The 17,369-nt window shown below is 60.9% G+C and carries 10 protein-coding genes; 5 read left to right on the forward strand and 5 right to left on the reverse strand.

Features of this window, described 5'->3' with window-relative positions:
• Window positions 1-2 precede the first annotated feature (2 nt).
• Together recF and gyrB are read left to right on the forward strand one after the other, a co-directional pair.
• The gene (recF, locus tag J1G34_RS07665; RefSeq protein WP_057725758.1) at window positions 3-1,106 is read left to right on the forward strand and encodes a DNA replication/repair protein RecF; all 1,104 of its coding nucleotides are present in this window, start codon (window positions 3-5) and stop codon (window positions 1,104-1,106) included.
• Between the two features lie 4 nt (window positions 1,107-1,110).
• Complete coding sequence (gene gyrB, locus J1G34_RS07670) at window positions 1,111-3,528, forward strand: DNA topoisomerase (ATP-hydrolyzing) subunit B (RefSeq protein ID WP_065894369.1); 2,418 nt, start codon at window positions 1,111-1,113, stop codon at window positions 3,526-3,528.
• 175 nt (window positions 3,529-3,703) lie between these two features.
• Here gyrB and J1G34_RS07675 read toward each other — a convergent pair whose 3' ends face one another.
• From J1G34_RS07675 to J1G34_RS07695, 5 genes are all read right to left on the reverse strand, one after another.
• Window positions 3,704-4,468 carry a fimbrial biogenesis chaperone gene (locus tag J1G34_RS07675; protein WP_262411747.1) on the reverse strand — a complete coding sequence of 255 codons (765 nt, stop codon included), beginning with the start codon at window positions 4,466-4,468 and terminating at the stop codon, window positions 3,704-3,706.
• Entirely contained in the window at window positions 4,465-5,778 is a 1,314-nt protein-coding gene (locus J1G34_RS07680) for a fimbrial protein (protein ID WP_065936493.1), read from the reverse strand. Before J1G34_RS07680 ends, J1G34_RS07675 begins: the two co-directional genes overlap by 4 nt.
• 24 nt (window positions 5,779-5,802) lie before the next feature.
• A complete protein-coding gene (locus J1G34_RS07685) occupies window positions 5,803-8,442 on the reverse strand; it encodes a fimbria/pilus outer membrane usher protein (RefSeq protein WP_222993717.1) in 2,640 nt (879 codons plus the stop codon).
• A gap of 19 nt (window positions 8,443-8,461) precedes the next feature.
• Window positions 8,462-9,187 carry a fimbrial biogenesis chaperone gene (locus J1G34_RS07690; RefSeq protein WP_222993719.1) on the reverse strand — a complete coding sequence of 242 codons (726 nt, stop codon included), beginning with the start codon at window positions 9,185-9,187 and terminating at the stop codon, window positions 8,462-8,464.
• A 90-nt stretch (window positions 9,188-9,277) separates the two neighbouring features.
• Complete coding sequence (locus tag J1G34_RS07695) at window positions 9,278-9,805, reverse strand: fimbrial protein (RefSeq protein WP_222993721.1); 528 nt, start codon at window positions 9,803-9,805, stop codon at window positions 9,278-9,280.
• Window positions 9,806-10,030: 225 nt separating this feature from the next.
• On the opposite strand from J1G34_RS07695, the gene J1G34_RS07700 reads away from it, so the two are divergent.
• The 3 genes from J1G34_RS07700 to J1G34_RS07710 all read left to right on the forward strand — a co-directional run bounded on the left by J1G34_RS07700 (window position 10,031) and on the right by J1G34_RS07710 (window position 17,368).
• Window positions 10,031-12,838 (forward strand): ATP-binding protein, encoded by a 2,808-nt coding sequence (locus J1G34_RS07700; protein WP_222993723.1) that lies wholly within the window; start codon window positions 10,031-10,033, stop codon window positions 12,836-12,838.
• Window positions 12,835-14,031 carry a response regulator cyclic di-GMP phosphodiesterase PvrR gene (gene pvrR / locus J1G34_RS07705; RefSeq protein ID WP_065886709.1) on the forward strand — a complete coding sequence of 399 codons (1,197 nt, stop codon included), beginning with the start codon at window positions 12,835-12,837 and terminating at the stop codon, window positions 14,029-14,031. The genes J1G34_RS07700 and pvrR overlap by 4 nt, the downstream gene beginning before the upstream one ends.
• 91 nt (window positions 14,032-14,122) lie before the next feature.
• On the forward strand, window positions 14,123-17,368 hold the full coding sequence (locus J1G34_RS07710) for a hybrid sensor histidine kinase/response regulator (protein ID WP_222993725.1): 3,246 nt from the start codon (window positions 14,123-14,125) through the stop codon (window positions 17,366-17,368).
• The last annotated feature ends 1 nt before the right edge of the window (window position 17,369 follow it).

Consider the following 17,369-nt stretch of genomic DNA (forward strand, 5'->3'; position numbering starts at 1 on the left):
AGATGTCCCTCAGTCGTGTCTCGGTCACCGCGGTGCGCAATCTGCACCCGGTGACCTTCTCCCCTTCTCCTCGCATCAACATTCTTCATGGCGCCAATGGCAGTGGAAAAACCAGCGTGCTGGAAGCCATCCACCTGCTGGGGCTCGCCCGTTCCTTTCGCAGCGCTCGCTTGTTGCCGGTGATCCAATACGAGCAGTTGGCGTGCACGGTATTTGGCCAAGTTGAATTGGCTGAGGGTGGGCACAGCGCCCTGGGGATATCCCGTGATCGCAGTGGGGAGTTTCAGATTCGCATCGATGGGCAGAATGCGCGCAGCGCAGCGCAGTTGGCGGAAATCCTGCCGTTGCAGTTGATCAACCCCGACAGTTTCCGCTTGTTGGAAGGTGCACCAAAAATTCGCCGGCAATTCCTCGATTGGGGAGTGTTCCACGTGGAACCCCGTTTCATGGCCACGTGGCAGCGCTTGCAGAAGGCCCTGCGGCAGCGGAACTCATGGCTGCGGCATGGTACACTTGACGCCGCTTCACAAGCGGCCTGGGACCGGGAGCTGTGCCTGGCCAGCGACGAAATAGATGAATACCGCCGTGCCTATATCAAAGCCTTGAAACCAGTCTTTGAGCAGACCTTGAGCGAGCTGTTGGACCTCGAGGGGCTGACGCTGAGTTATTACCGTGGTTGGGACAAGGAACGCGAGCTGAGTGCAGTGCTTGCGACCTCCCTGCAGCGTGACCAGCAGATTGGCCACACCCAGGCCGGACCCCAACGTGCTGATTTGCGTCTTAGATTAGGCGCTCACAATGCTGCGGATATTCTGTCCCGCGGCCAGCAGAAGTTGGTGGTGTGTGCATTGCGTATCGCGCAGGGGCACCTGGTCAGCCAGGCCCGACGCGGTCAGTGTATTTATCTGGTGGATGACTTGCCGTCCGAACTCGACGAGCAACACCGCCGCGCGTTATGCCGCTTATTGGAAGACTTACGCTGCCAAGTGTTTATCACCTGTGTAGACCACGAATTATTGAGGGAAGGCTGGCAGACGGAAACGCCAGTCGCTTTGTTCCACGTGGAACAAGGCCGTATCACCCAGACCCACGACCATCGGGAGTGAAGGCATGAGCGAAGAAAACACGTACGACTCGACCAGCATTAAAGTGCTGAAAGGTTTGGATGCCGTACGCAAACGTCCCGGTATGTACATTGGCGACACCGATGATGGTAGCGGTCTGCACCACATGGTGTTCGAGGTGGTCGATAACTCCATCGACGAAGCTCTGGCCGGTCACTGCGACGACATCAGCATCATCATCCACCCGGACGAATCCATTACCGTGCGCGACAACGGCCGCGGTATTCCGGTAGATGTGCATAAAGAAGAAGGCGTCTCGGCGGCAGAGGTCATCATGACCGTGCTCCACGCCGGCGGTAAGTTCGACGACAACTCCTACAAAGTATCCGGTGGCTTGCACGGTGTAGGTGTGTCGGTAGTGAACGCGCTGTCCGAAGAGCTGGTGCTCACCGTACGCCGCAGCGGCAAGATCTGGGAACAGACTTACGTCCACGGCGTGCCACAGGAACCGATGAAAATCGTCGGTGACAGTGAAACCACAGGCACCCAGATCCACTTCAAGCCTTCGGCTGAAACCTTCAAGAACATCCACTTCAGCTGGGACATCCTGGCCAAGCGGATTCGCGAACTGTCGTTCCTCAACTCCGGTGTCGGCATCATCCTCAAGGATGAGCGCAGCGCCAAGGAAGAGTTGTTCAAGTACGAAGGCGGCCTGCGTGCGTTCGTTGAATACCTGAACACCAACAAGACTGCGGTCAACCAGGTGTTCCACTTCAACATCCAGCGTGAAGACGGCATCGGCGTTGAAATCGCCCTGCAGTGGAACGACAGCTTCAACGAGAACCTGTTGTGCTTTACCAACAACATTCCGCAGCGCGATGGCGGTACGCACCTGGTGGGTTTCCGTTCCGCGCTCACGCGTAACCTCAATACCTACATCGAAGCGGAAGGCTTGGCGAAGAAGCACAAAGTCGCCACCACCGGTGATGATGCCCGTGAAGGCCTGACGGCGATCATCTCGGTAAAAGTGCCGGATCCGAAGTTCAGCTCCCAGACCAAAGACAAGCTGGTGTCTTCCGAAGTGAAGACCGCTGTGGAACAGGAGATGGGCAAGTACTTCTCCGACTTCCTGCTGGAGAACCCGAACGAAGCCAAGCTGGTTGTCGGCAAGATGATCGACGCCGCGCGTGCCCGTGAAGCGGCGCGTAAAGCCCGTGAAATGACCCGTCGCAAAGGCGCGCTGGACATCGCCGGTCTGCCGGGCAAGTTGGCTGACTGTCAGGAGAAGGACCCTGCCCTCTCCGAACTGTACCTGGTGGAAGGTGACTCTGCTGGCGGTTCCGCCAAGCAGGGTCGTAACCGTCGCACCCAGGCCATCCTGCCGTTGAAGGGCAAGATCCTCAACGTCGAGAAAGCGCGCTTCGACAAGATGATTTCCTCCCAGGAAGTCGGCACCTTGATCACCGCTCTGGGCTGCGGCATCGGCCGTGACGAGTACAACATCGACAAGCTGCGCTACCACAACATCATCATCATGACCGATGCTGACGTCGACGGTTCGCACATCCGTACCCTGCTGCTGACCTTCTTCTTCCGTCAGTTGCCAGAACTGATCGAGCGCGGCTACATCTACATTGCCCAGCCGCCGTTGTACAAAGTGAAAAAAGGCAAGCAAGAGCAATACATCAAAGACGACGACGCCATGGAAGAGTACATGACGCAGTCGGCCCTGGAAGATGCGAGCCTGCACTTGAACGACGAAGCCCCAGGTATCTCCGGGGAGGCGCTGGAGCGCCTGGTCAATGACTTCCGCATGGTGATGAAGACGCTCAAGCGCTTGTCGCGCCTGTACCCTCAGGAGCTGACCGAGCACTTCATCTACCTGCCGGCCATCACCCTGGAACAGTTGGGCGATCATGCACACATGCAGGATTGGCTGGCCCAGTACGAAGTGCGTCTGCGCACGGTGGAGAAGTCTGGCCTGGTGTATAAAGCCAGCCTGCGCGAAGACCGTGAACGTAACGTATGGCTGCCGGAGATCGAATTGATCTCCCACGGTTTGTCGAACTACGTCACCTTCAACCGCGACTTCTTCGGCAGCAATGACTATAAGACGGTCGTCACCCTCGGCGCGCAACTGAGCACCCTGTTGGACGACGGCGCTTATATTCAGCGTGGCGAACGCAAGAAGCAGGTCAAGGAGTTCAAGGAAGCCCTGGACTGGTTGATGGCTGAAAGCACCAAGCGTCACACCATCCAGCGCTACAAAGGTCTGGGCGAAATGAACCCGGATCAGCTGTGGGAAACCACCATGGACCCGGCTCAGCGCCGCATGCTGCGCGTGACCATCGAAGACGCCATTGGCGCCGACCAGATCTTCAACACCCTGATGGGTGATGCGGTCGAGCCTCGTCGTGACTTCATTGAGAGCAATGCGCTGGCCGTGTCCAACCTGGATTTCTGATCAGGTAGGTTCACAGAATAGTTGCGACGTTTCACAAAGAAATGGTTCGACCAGCCCCTGGGGTTAGGTAGTCATTTCAGAAGAAAGCCCGCTGATAGCGGGCTTTTTTTTGCTCATAAAACAGTGGGATGCGCGATGTGACGTTGCCACAGGGGAGTGAATCTCGCCATGTCCATTACTGCGCTCGGTGCACGTAGGCGGTTGCGTGACCATCCAGATAATGGCCGTCATCATCGATTAGCGTGTAGTTGACGGGCACGCTGGCCCTCGCGTCATCGGTGAAATGGCCCAGTGGGTAGGTTTTCTCGCTCAAAGGCGGGGTCATCATGTCGAGTGCCTTTGCCACAGGATATTCATGTCCTGTGGCGCTCACGCGTAAAGAAGAAAACGATGCGTGATAGGGGCTTGGGTTATGGCATACCAGCACCCAGGCACCGGCCTGCTGTTCAATCCGAAACGTCAGGCTACTCGCCATGCTTTCCGGTTGGCTGGGCAGGTGAGCGGGACGGTAGAAAATTTTCATTTGGGTGTTCATCGCTACGGCAATGCGCGTAGGCAGCGCCGGCGCATCGGTCTTAGCCGGCGGGATTTCGTACAGGTTCAGCCAGCTCACCGACTCGCGGTCCTTGGGCAACGCGCTGCCGTCGTAAACAATGCGCAGGCCCTGCAACGCTTGAGGTTGCAGACGAAATACCGAGGGCAGCGCGATCATCGCCGAGGTTGAGTTTTCCGGCGCACGGTTGCCTTCGCCGTCGTCGATCCAGGTTTGCACCACCACCGGATACGGGTTGGTATTGGCGAGCATCAACGAGCGTTGGGTCTGGCCCTCATGGAAAATCAACCGGGTCTGCTCGGGCATCACGCCGGCATGCGAAATGGAGGACGCGCTCATCGCAAAGCATGCCCACACCAGCACTGCGTAGAACATCAACTTGATCATTGCACCTTCACCAAGACGTAAGCGGTGGCGTTCACCCTGCCCGGCTTGGCCGTTGCGCCTGGCAAAGTACTGAGGGTCGCGGTGATCGTCTGCAGGTAGCTGGTGTAGCCGGACGTATTGCTGCCGGCATTGCTGGCGCCCGCCAGCACCGGGTACCAGCCACCGGTGGCGCCCGTGCCGGTGCCTGACCATCCGAGGAAATTCATCGCGTTGCCGTTGCTGGCGTTGCGCAAGCTGATCCCCACCCCGGTCGCGACCGAAGGGTCGGTGCCGTAGCCGTTGGATACCAGGTAGGTAACCCCGCCGCCACCCGTCAACAGTCCCAGCGACTGGGCCTGGGTATACGCGCTGTAGGCCACTTGAATACCCAATGCAGTCTGGTTGTTGGCAGTGCCGGAGCTTGCGGTGTTGCTGCATTCCAGGCCGATAGTGAAGTCACTGCTGCGCGTCATGCCCTGGTTCAGTTCAGTTGCGGTGATCGGCAAGAAACTCACCACCGGCGTGACGTTGCGGGCCACGCAGGTGGCGGTGTAGCTGATCGAAGACGCGGAGCGCATGCCAAATGCGATGCCGTTGGCCGCGCCCCAGAAGTTGTAGTGGTTATTGGAGTCCGAGCCAATGGGGTCCGAGGCGATGCCGCCGCCGCGAAACTGCACATAGCCATTGGGTTGGGTACACGTGTAGCTGTAGGTGCCGCTGCCACTGGAGGCCGCCTGGCCGCCGCAATAGTTGCTTCCCGAGCCCGACGCAGGCGGCAGGCTGGACACGCGAGCCAGGTCGCCCTGGATCATGCTCAAGTGTTTGGCTTTGATCTGGATCTTGCTGCCGACCGTGTCGTACTGGGTAATTTTGGCGTCCTGCCAATAGCGTGTGAACACCTTGCCGGAGTTCAGGTGCGTCAGTTTGATCCCGACATAGGGGAACCAAGTGGCGTAGTAACCGGGCAGCCCATCGTTGACCGAAGCCCCTGAACCGTTGCCGATTTCCCAGTAGCCGCCCACCCGGTCGTCACCGTTGGTGGCGAACACCTCGTAAATACTGTCAGCGTCACTCACATCGCACTCCCACAGCACTGTCTCGCTCGTGAGCCCGGGTGCCGTTGCGGGAGAGATCACCACCGAACCCAGCTGCGTGCCGACCGGTTGCAGGTAGGTTGACGTGAGGTTGACCCGGCCAAAGGTCAGTTGCGCCGAGTTGCCGTCGTAGACCTGACTGCCGTTGTAGACGCGTCTGCAGGTTGCCTCGGCGTTTGCGCCCAGCGTGGCGCCGAGAACTAGAAGCACAGTGAACAGTGTGCGAGCAAGAGTCATGGGGAGCTCCGATTTCAAAGAGGTTCAGGGGCGACGGCAATCGCTGTTGAGTTTGATCAGGGCTTGACTGACATCCTGTCGCGCCAGGTCGAACTGCATCCGGCACTGTTCGTCTGCGCCCTCGCCCCAACGCACGGTCAGGCGGCCCTTGAGTTTTTCGGTGCGCAGGTACGCCTGGCTGCCTTGGCCAACCATGCCGATCACGCTGCCGTTTTCGTCCAGTACATCGGCGCCCATGGGCACAGCCTCACCGCCTGGGCGCACGGCCTTGACCAGAATGGCGTTGCCGACACGGGTCCTGAACTCAACCTTCACAGCAGCGCCGGCGTACGGTGCGACGCGGCGCTGGCCGTCATCCAGTTCGGCTTTTTCGCTCATACCCTCGGGGTTGATGGCCACGGTGTTGTAGCGGTAAGGGGTTAGCGACGGCACCAGCGCGTAGCCGTCGCTGTCGATGGTTGCACCCATGCCGTTCATGACTTTTGCCCCGCTGGCGCCTTTGGCTTCGATCAAGGCAAAGGTATCGCCCAGGTACGGCCCGAAAGTCACCCCGCCGCCGTGCACGGCCAGGGCCCCGCGCGCGCTGCCGGAGGCTTGCCAATAATCCTGCCCCTTGGACGCGCTGGCGCTGATCGAGGTGTTGGGCAGGTATTTTTGAACGTTGGCGCTCCACACGTTCTGCTTTTGATCGGCATCGCGGGACACGTCCACGCTGTAGCTCAAGGTCTGGTCGGCGCCCTGCGTGCCTGATAGCGAGGTCTGGTAAAGGTCGCCTGACCTGGAACTATGCGTCACGGAGCTGCTCAGCGACGGCACGTTCGCACGGGCCGGGCTGCCCAGCGGGAACGACACCGAGAGCAGAGTGACGGTCTCCTGGGTACCGGCGGTGCGCGTGGTGCCCACGCCATTGTTTGCCACAGCGTTGCCCAATTGATCGTTGTAGTTACCGCTGCGCCGGTTCAGGTAGCTGCCGGTGCTCTGGCGCGACACCGAGAGGTTGACGCTGACGTTGTTGCGCAAGGTGTTGGCCCAGCCAAATTGAAGCTGCGTGTCGCGTTCGCGGCCACTGCGATAGTCCTGGGTCGAACCGGATAAAAACACGCTGCCGTATTCTTTGAGGTTTTGATTGATCGACACCTCGAAGCGCGAGCGTTGCATGTAGCTCGTCGACTCCCAGGTCTGGTTGTTGCGCAGCGACTCGCGCACACCCAGCACGTCGCCGAGGTCGCGATAGCCTTCGGTGGAATAGCGGTAGCCGGCAATCGACAAGGTGGTGTTGGTCGGCTGGAACGTGCGGCTGTAAGACAGGCGCGCCATCCAGCCATCGAGCTTGCCTTCGTTCGGCAGGCTGGCGCGCGAGTAGGTGGTGTCCAGCCCGAACGCGCCGAGGCTGCTGGCGTAGACGCCGCCCAGCACCATCGCCTGGTAGCCCTCGGCGAGGCGCAAGCCGCTGTTGGCGGTCACGCTGTTGGTCAGCCCGCGCTGGTAGGTCATCTCGCTGAACGGGTCGTGGTCGCCCAAGTCACGGCTGCGGCCCAGCGCCATGCTGTAGCGCGAAAGGCCGGGACGCAGCGATTCAGGCACCGCCGAAAACGGTACGGTAAAACGACTGACGCTGCCGTCGGCCTCGACCACCGAAACGTCAAGGTCGCCGTTGTAGCTGGTGGAATAGAGGTCGCTGATCTCGAAAGGACCGGGCGCGACGGTGGTCTGGTAAATGTCATTGCCGTTCTGGCGCACGATGACCTGCGCGTTGGTCTTGGCAATCCCGCGGACCGTCGGCGCATAACCGCGCACAGACTCCGGCAGCATGCGGTCGTCGGAGGCGATCTCCACCCCGGTGTAGCTCATGCCGGAAAAGAACCGACCCGAGGTAAACCCCTGGCCTGCGGTCATTTCGCCTTGCAGCCCGGGCAGCGCACGTTGGACGTAAGTGCGCGTGGTGTTCCAGTGACTGCCGTTGTCGGTGTCGTAACGCAAGTTGCCTTGTTGGCGCAGGCGCCACAGCCCCACGTTCAAGCCGCTGTTGAGGGCCAGGTAACTGGAGTCGGAACTGCCGCTGAAGTTGCCGGTGCGCGTGACGTGGTACTGGCTGGCGCTGTAGTTGACGAAGCCGATGGTGTCGCCGCCGTCGAGGTTCTGCGGAGCAACGTAGCCCCGTGGTGTTTTCTGCATCAGGCTCTGCGGCACCTTCAAGTCCAAGCGCATGCGCCCAAAATCGAAGGCGGTCGATGCGCCCTCGACGGCATTGCCGAGCACCAGGCACTGCGCGGTCGCTGGCGACTGGATGGCGCTTTTCAGTACGCCGCCGCTTTCCAGCAGCACGACGGGCAGACAGGGCTGAACATCGCCTGCGCCTTGGTCGGCGAAGCGCAGGTCGACGCGGTCGATAAAGCGGCCGTTGATAAACAAGTCCACCCGGTATTGGCCTGGCTCGATGGCGTTGACCTTGTTGAAGCGTGCCAGCGAACCGCCGCCGAACAGCATGTTGTCGTCGAACACATAGGCGTCGCCGGGCGTGGCCGTAGCGCTTTGCGCAAGGGCAATACCCGGGCTGACCAGGCTGAGCGCGCCAAGCAGGCTTGAGTGAACGAAACCGCGCAACCAGGGGTGGTGTGCGCGTGCACAATCCAGTTTGAATGTTGATACGCGACGAGTAGGCATGACGAATACTCCGGGCGGATCAGAGAAGCGGCAGATCAGTGACGACATCCGCACCGAAGTCGTTGACCAGGGTCAGGCGCACGGTGTCTCCCGCTGCGGCGGAGGCGCCGGCGGGCAGTGGCCAGTTGGCGTGGCTCAACGGCGCGACCATCGACGCCTGGGACAGCGTGTAGGCCTTGCCGTGGCTGACCACATCGGCACGGCGCACGGTGGCGAAATAGCCGCTGTCATTGCTGGCGATCACCGCCCTGCCCTGCAGCTTGAAATGCAGCGACTGGCTCAGCGCGTCGGGGCTGCCGGCCAGCCCTTGCGGGCGGTAGAACAGCTTCATGCGGCTACTGACACTGAGCAGCAATTTGTTGGCTTGCAGTTCGCTGGTCTTGATGGCCGGCATCTGCATGAAATTGAGGTAGAACAGCGATTCGCGGTCTTTTGGCAGGTCGCTGCCGGTAAACACCAGGCGCACCACCTGGCCGGCATTGGGGTTCATGCGAAACACTTGCGGGCTGGCAATGAACGGGGCATCGGCAGTCTGGGCCGTGAGGTTCGGGTTACCCGTGTCGAGCCACATTTGGACCAGGTAGGGATGGGTATCCTGATTGGTCAGTTGCACCACTTTTTCCTGAGCTTGAGCCGGGTAGATAACGCGGGTTCCGGTCATTACGACGCTGGCGTGCGCGCAAGAGGTCATGGCTGTGCCGAGCGTCAGCGCCAGGGCCAGGGTGGTTTTCTTCAGGCGAGTCATGGTGTTCTCCGTGCAGCAGGCGCAGAGCGAATAAAGAGTTGGGGGGTGTGGATAAACCTGCCGGGCACGCGGCCCGGCAGATGCCTGGCCTTACAGGTAATCCAGGGCGTATTGAGCGGTGGCCGATACGGTACCGGCGGTGGCAGCACCGGCTTCGCTGATGTAGCGAACGGCGAAATCGTGGCTGGCGCTGGTGGCGCCGGAGTTCAGGGTCAGGCCCGAAACCGAGGTAATCCCGTTGAGTACCACAACAGAACCGCCAGCGGCGTTCAGGAGTTGTACTTGCACGTTGGAGGCTGTGCCGGCGTTGGCCAGGTTGCCTGCGCTGGTCACGTTGTTACCGAGGAACGCGGTTTTGATGGCCAGGTTCGAAGTCGGTGCGGTGCAGCCGCTCACGCTGATGGTGAACGGCGTTTCGCCCGCTGTGCTACCCACGGCGGTCAGGGCGGCTGCGCTGACGGTAGGCATCAGGATCACCGGGTTCGCAGCGTTGCCATTAACCGATACGGCGCAGGTTTGATCCGATACCTGGCCAGTGAACGTGATGGTGTTCTGGCCCGCGGCGAAGGTCAGGGCGGGCGCGGCGGTCATCGCCAGGATCAAGGCAATACGCTTCATGGTGGAACTCCTCATTAACGGTGATTAGGACAATGCATGGAGGCTGTCCGGTTCGCCGACGGGCGTAACGGTGCTTTTCCAGGCGCCGCAATCTTAGGGAGAGCAAGTGCGGGGTTTAATCAGGCGATTCTTAAAAGTCACGCCGGGGGGAGCGCCGACAGCACCGTCTGCGACTTTGAGGATCGTCTTATTCCGAGGGCCAGGGCCTTGGCTTAACGTTCCCTGATGAAACTACGCCAAGCCTTACCTCCGCTCGACACGTCGCTCTCCACCCCCGCGGCGGCGAGAAAGCTACTGCGCCTGTTGTTCATCGCTCTGGTGCTGGGGTTCTACGCTGGCGTCTACAGCTACGTGAGCGCCACCTTGAGCCAGGAAATATCCCTGCGGCGCAGCTACATGAATGCGGCAATCGCCAACGCGCAAAGCTTTTTTGTCAGCCGCCAGACGCTGCTCGATACGCTGCGACTGGCGGCCGTGCGCAGCACCACGGCGCCGGTCGCCAGTGCCAATGTGGTCGCCGGCGAAGAGGTGCACATCGGCCTGGGTTCGGACAAACAGGCCTGGAGCCTCTGGCTGACGCGCCGCATGACCGACCACCTGCGGCTCAACAAAGTGAACCTGCTGTACGTCGCGACCGGCGACCGGGCTGAGGTCCTGCGCCTGAATCCTGCGCGCGAACCGGTCCAACTGATTGCTCCACATTTGCTGGAACGGCTCAACGCACAAGACGACAGCAGTGTTGACGAGCTGTGGCTCACCGACCCTGAGCGCGATGATTCGCCGCTGTACATCTTCACCCGGCTGGATGACCGCAGCCCGCAGTCGGGGTGGCTGGGCCTGGAAGTCGAGTCGCCCGACCTGCTGAGCGCCCTGCACAACGAAAACGCCGGCCAGTTCATCCTGCTCGATGCCCGCGGCGAGCTGATTTTTGACAGTGCGCAAGGCCAGTCACTGCGCCAGGAATTGGCCCAACTACCGGCGCCCCAGTCGTTCGGCCTGGTGGGCGGCCACTGGTTGCCGGATCATCTGGCGATTCGTAAACAGCTGGGCTTTTCCAACTGGCAAATCGTCTACGCCCTCGACATGCAAGCGCTGTTCTCCGCGCTGATATCCCCCGTGCTGACCAGCCTGGCGCTGTGCTTGCTCTTTACCTGGCTGATGATCTGGCTGATGCGGCGCATTGATCAGCGCCTGATCATTCCGGCCAGCAACCGTATTGAAGCGCTGGTGGAAAGCGAGGCGTTCAGCCGAGCGGTCATCCGCATCGCACCGGTTGCGCTGTGCGTGCTGCGTCGCCAGAACGGCGAGGTGGTGCTTGATAATCCGCTGTATACGCAGTGGATCGGCCACAGCCAGGAACGCGAGCAACGCAGTGCAGACTGGATTCGTCGCGGCTTTGATGATGCCGAACACAACACCTTCGACGAGCTGCAATTGGCCGACGGTCGACACCTGTATCTGAGCTTCGCGCGCACTCGCTACAAGCGCGAGGATGTGTTGATTTGCGCGTTCAGCGATATCAGCGCACGCAAGCAGGTGGAAGTGGCGCTCGACCACGCACGGCGTATGGCTGACGCGGCCAACGAGGCCAAGACCCTGTTCCTGGCGACCATGAGCCATGAAATCCGCACGCCGTTGTACGGCGTGCTGGGCACCCTGGAATTGTTGGCACGCACCGAGTTGAGCGATCAGCAAAGAAGTTATCTGCAGGCCATCGAGGGCTCTTCTGCCAACCTGTTGCAGTTGATCAGCGACGTGCTGGATGTGTCGCGTATCGAGGCGGGTCAGTTGCAACTGGAGTGCAACCGCTTCTCACCTCTGGAGCTGATCGAGGAAGTGATTCACGGCTATGCCGCCGCCGCTCACCGCAAGGGCCTGCAGTTGTTTGCCTGTGTCGATCCGCAACTGCCGGATTGGCTCAATGGCGACGTCAGCCGCCTGCGGCAGATCCTCAGTAACCTGCTCAACAATGCGCTGAAATTCACCGACAGTGGGCGAATCATCCTGCGCGTCAAACTCGACAGCCGCGACGGTGAGCGCGTGATGTTGCACTGGCAAGTCTCTGACACTGGCAAAGGCATCTCCCACGAAGACCAGCAACACCTGTTTGAGCCTTTTTATCAGGCCGATGGTAATACTCACGTGGTCGCCGGCACCGGCTTGGGCCTGTCCATCTGCAAGCGCTTGATGCACCTGATGAACGGCAGCATGCGAGTGGTGAGCGAGCCGGGCCTGGGCAGCAGCTTTACCTTGCACCTGCCCCTTGAGCAGTTGTCTGCACTGGAGCCCTCGGCGGGCGCTGACGAACTGTTGCCGGAGCTGGTCTGCGTGGTCTCGCCGATACGTGAGCTGGCCGAGAGCATCTGCGGCTGGTTGTGCCGCTGGGGTGCGCGCGCCCAGGTGGGGTTGCCCAAGGCTTATGACACCACCGAGGGCGCGGTGCTGGTTGAACTGCATCCCGGCCGACTGGGCGAGACCCTGGCTGCACACTGGCAAGGCCCGCGGGTGCTGGCGATCGGTGACTTGCACGATGAGGCATTGAGCAATCCGGTCGGCGTGGTCAGTTTCAATAGCCTCAAAGCCCTGCGCAAGGCCGTCGGCGCTGCTCAAGGGCAACTCATGCGCGGCGCGGCGGCACCGGCGCAAAGCTATCCGGTATTCAACCTGGGCATCCATGTGCTGGTGGCCGAAGACAACGTCATCAACCAGCTGATTCTGCGCGATCAACTCGAAGAGCTCGGCTGCACAGTCGAACTGGCCGGTGATGGGCTGACGGCGCTGGAGATGTGGCGCCAGTCGACGTTCGACCTGATCCTCACTGACATCAATATGCCGCGCATGAACGGTTACGAACTGACCGCCACATTGCGCAGCCTCGACTGCCACTTGCCGATCATCGGCGCCACCGCGAACGCAATGAGCGAAGAAGGCGAGCGGTGCCTGCAGGCCGGCATGAACCGCTGCCTGGTCAAGCCGTTTGCCTTGCGCACGCTGTACACCTGCCTGGAACCTTACCAAAGGAGTGGCAATTGAAACCCTATCGGGTGCTGATTGTTGAAGACCACCCGTTTCAGCATGAATTTTTGCGCAACCTGTTCGGTACCTTGGGTGGGTTCCAGGCGGAGGCCGTGTGGGATGGCGCTACGGCGCTGCAGCGCCTGAATGCGCAGCCCTACGACCTGGTAGTGACGGACTTGTTCATGCCCGTGATGGACGGTGTGCAACTGATCCAGAGCATCGCCAGGCTCGACAACGCGCCGGCCCTGGCGCTGATGAGCGTGGCCTCGCGGCGCATGTTAGTGAGTGCCGGGCTGGTGGCGAAGAACCTGAGCCTGGAGGTGCTCGGGCTGATTTCAAAGCCGGTGGAGGCGTGCGATATCCTGCGCCTGCGCGCGTGCCTCGATAAGCGCCGCAGCGACCTGGATGTCGCCCGCAACCATCCGCTGCAGCCGGCGCGCCAGTGCCTGTTGGCCGCCATGCAGAGTGGAGAAATACAGGCGTGGTTCCAACCGAAAAAATCCCTGCGTGACGGCAGGGTGTGCAGCGCCGAAGCGCTGGTGCGTTGGCGACACCCGCAGCAGGGGACGTTGCTGCCCAGGGATTTTCTGCCGTCTCTGCAATGCTTCGGGCTGGAGGAAGCATTGCTGTGGCTGATGCTGGAGCAGACCATCGAAGCCCAGGCGTTCTGGCGGCGCCGGGGCTGCGAAGTGCCGGTATCCATCAACCTGCCGACCCACTTGCTCGACAGCCATGACCTTGCCGATCGCCTGCATGACCGCGTGCTGGCATTGGGCGCCGAACCCGCCTCGATCGGCTTCGAACTGCTGGAGACATCTACCACCGAGTCGCTCAGCGATTATTACGCCGGCGCCTGCCGCTTGCGCATGAAAGGCTTCGGGCTGGCGCAGGATGACTTCGGCAAAGGCCTGAGCTCCTATTTCAACCTGGTGTCTACGCCCTTCAGCGAACTGAAGATCGACCGCTCGCTGGTTCACGGTTGTGTCGACAACGACAGCCTCGCCACCGCGCTACAGAGCATTGTCGAGCTGAGCCGCAAGCTGGGCCTGATCGTCACCGCAGAAGGTGTGGAAACCAAAGACGAGCTAGAGTTCTTGCGCAAGATCCAGTGTGATCAGGCGCAGGGCTTTTTGATTTGTGCGGCGGTCTCGCCTGAAAGATTTCTGGAATTGCTGCGTGAAGATGGCTTTAAGCCAGCACTAAATTGAAGCCAAATTGTCTACCTGTAGCGCGCCATGGAATGGCAACAGTGGCGGAGAAACTCCCCGCCGCCTCATTCCTGCACCCGGGGCGTCGGTGATGAAAAATGCAAGCCTGAAGTTCGGCGTCTTCGCCTTGAGCTCTCAACGAATCAACAAGCTATTGCTGGTACTCGCCGGTCTTACCGTGCTGCTGGTCAGCATGTGCTACTGGGCGGTCGAACGGGTATTGGACGAAGAGCGGATCAAGGTCGACTTTCATTTTTCGGGCCTGATCGAAAGCATCCACGAGTACGACACGTTTTTGCGCAGCGTCGCCAGTGCGTATGACCGCAGCAACCAGAACACCCTGACCGACATCCGGCCCGTTTCCCGTGTCGAGATCCTGCAGAAAGGCCAGGAGCGCGTGTTCCAGAACCACGGCCTGGCCCTGTCCCAGCCGTTTACCCTGAGCGAGCGCAAGCATTACGACCTGCAGCAGTTGCAGGGCGGTTATTCGCTGGGCGTGCAACTGACCGATTACTACAGCGCATTCTGGGCCAGCTCGTTCTATTCGGCGCCGCAGATATTCCTGTTTTCGCCGACCGACCAGTTCAACATCGCGATTCCGGGCGTCGATGGCACGCGCAAGGCATCGGTGTTGCTCAAGAGCAACTTCTTTGACGTGACGTCGCGCCTCCACCAAGGGCTCCTCCCCCGTCACGAACAACTCAACAACCGGCGTGTGAGCTGGATGCGCGCACCCCCAGGGCTGTTGCAGGGTTCCGAAACGATTGTGGCGTTTATCGGCCTGGACATTAATCCGTTGGTCATGCCCGAACACAGGGATGACGGCCTGCTGACGGTCGCGGCGTTGTTGGACGCCGGGCAGATCAACGACCTGGACCGCTTGCTGATACGCCCGATCGACCACCGCGTCACGCTGATCTCGCCGGCAGGCGAAATATTGCTGGGTGATGCCAAGGATTCAGCGTCACTGCCGGTGGGCATGAGTCTGGGCGCCGAAGGTTTGCGCTTCAAGGTGGTGTCCACCGGCAAGGATCAATGGGTGGGTTTGTACACCATCAGCTATGAAAACTTCTTTCGCTTCGCCAAGTGGTCATTGCTGGGCACAGCGGCGGCGTTTCTGCTCGCGGTGTTCCTGGGTTGGCGGATCAACCGCTGGTACCGCGCTGGCATCGTCGAGCCGGCGTTACGCGCCACACGCTTGCTGACCGAAAGCGAGGAATTCAACCGCGCCATGCTGCAGAGCGCGCCGGTGGGGTTTTGCGTGGTGCAGCGCAACAACAGCAAGGTGTTGCTGGAAAACCAGCGCGCCCAGGAATGGCAAGGAACCGCAGAGCTGATCGGCCTGCTCAACCGCGACTATCGCAACGAAGACCCGCGTGAGATGCAAATCGAGGTGGCCGGGCGGCATTTGCTGGTGTCGTTCAGGTTCAGTCGCTATCAGGACGAAGACGTGGTGCTCTGCGGGTTCAACGATATCACTCGGCATGTCGACGATGCGCAGTTGCTGGAGCAGGCCAAGCGTTCCGCCGACGAGGCGAGTGCGGCCAAGACGCTGTTCCTGGCGACCATGAGCCATGAAATCCGCACGCCGCTGTACGGCGTGCTGGGCAACCTGGAGTTGTTGGGGCTGACCCCGCTCGACGCCCGCCAGCAAGACTACCTGCAGACCATCGAGCGCTCCTCGGCGGTGTTGTTTCAGTTGATCAGCGATGTGCTGGACGTGTCGAAAATCGAGTCCGGGCAGATGGCGCTGGAAACCGTGGCGTTCTGCCCGCTGGACATCTTCGAAGATGCGGTCAACAGCTACGCGGCGGCCGCGCTCAACAAAGGCTTGCAGGTCTTCGCCTGTGTGGACGCGAACGTGCCGGCGCTGATGAGCGGCGACCCTGGGCGCATTCGGCAGATCCTCAATAACTTGCTCAGTAATGCGATCAAGTTCACCGACTCCGGACGGGTAATCGTGCGCCTCAAGGTGACGGACCTGGAGCCGGATCATGCAACGTTGCAATGGCAGGTGTCCGACACCGGCACCGGCATCAGCGAAAAGCAACTGGGGCAATTGTTCAAGCCGTTCTCGCAACTGGCTGGCAGCCAGCAGGCGGGCGGAGCGGGTCTTGGTTTGTCGATCTGCTCACGCTTGAGCGAGCTGATGGGCGCGCAATTGCGGGTGGTCAGCGAGCCGGGGCTGGGCAGCAGTTTCTCTCTGTATCAGCGCTTGCCCATCGTCCCCGGCCCATTGCCGGAGTGTGCGGCCATCGAGCTGCAAGGGTTGGCGGTTTACGTACGGGCACCGTTCAAGGAGCTTGAGCAATCGCTGATCGACTGGCTTAACCGTTGGGGCGCTCGCGCGCTCGCACTGCCGTCGGGTTACGAGGGTGATGAAAATGAATTGCTGCTGGACAGCGTGACCGGGCCCGGCCAGCAAGCGGTTTGGAAGGGCCGACACATTACCGCCACCGAACTCGGCGCACCGTATGCCCACGCGTTGGCGCAGAGCTGGACGGTCAACGCCTACGACATACGCGGCATTGCCCGTACGCTGTCGCAAGCGCGCCCGGGCAGCGTCAAGCCGTACGGAGCAACCGAAACCGCCATCGCCCAGCCTGTGGGGCTAAGAGTGTTGGTGGCTGAAGACAACCCGATCAACCGCGCCATTTTGCAGGAACAACTGGAAGCACTGGGCGCCGCCGTCGTTGTCGCTGAAGACGGTGAAGACGCGCTGCAACGCTGGTCGCCTGGCGCCTTTGACCTGATCATCACCGACATCAACATGCCACGGCTCGACGGCTATGGCCTGACCCGAGCCCTGCGCGAACGCGACGGGCAAATGCCGATTATTGGCGTCACCGCTAATGCCCTGCGCGAAGAAGGCGAGCAGTGCCTGGCAGCGGGCATGGACACGTGGGTGGTCAAACCCTTGAGCCTGGATGCGTTGCGCAAAACCCTGCTGCGCTATTGCGGCGAGCGCGGGGTCGAGCCGCTCGAAGATACCCGCCTGCAGCAGGGCGATATGGATGGGTGGAGTTCGTTTTCCGCGAGCATGCACCAGTTGTTCATCACCACCATGCAGGACGACATGCGCTTGACGCGCCAGGGCCTCGACGCCGCTGACAAGGAACAGGTCGTGCGGCACTTGCACCGCATGAATGGCTCCCTCGCATCGGTGCGTGCTTCGCGCTTGAGCGCTGCCTGCAATGCGCTGGAGGAGGCGCTGTACAAAGGCTCGCTAACCACGAGCCTGGCCACGCGGGTGCGCAACCTGCTACAGCGCCTGGAAGCGGTACTGGACGCCCTCGCGCTCAACCCTGGCTCACAGGGCCAACCATCGGACATGTAGA

Source organism: Pseudomonas sp. Wu6 (genome assembly GCF_019891515.1).
Lineage (GTDB): Bacteria > Pseudomonadota > Gammaproteobacteria > Pseudomonadales > Pseudomonadaceae > Aquipseudomonas > Aquipseudomonas orientalis_A.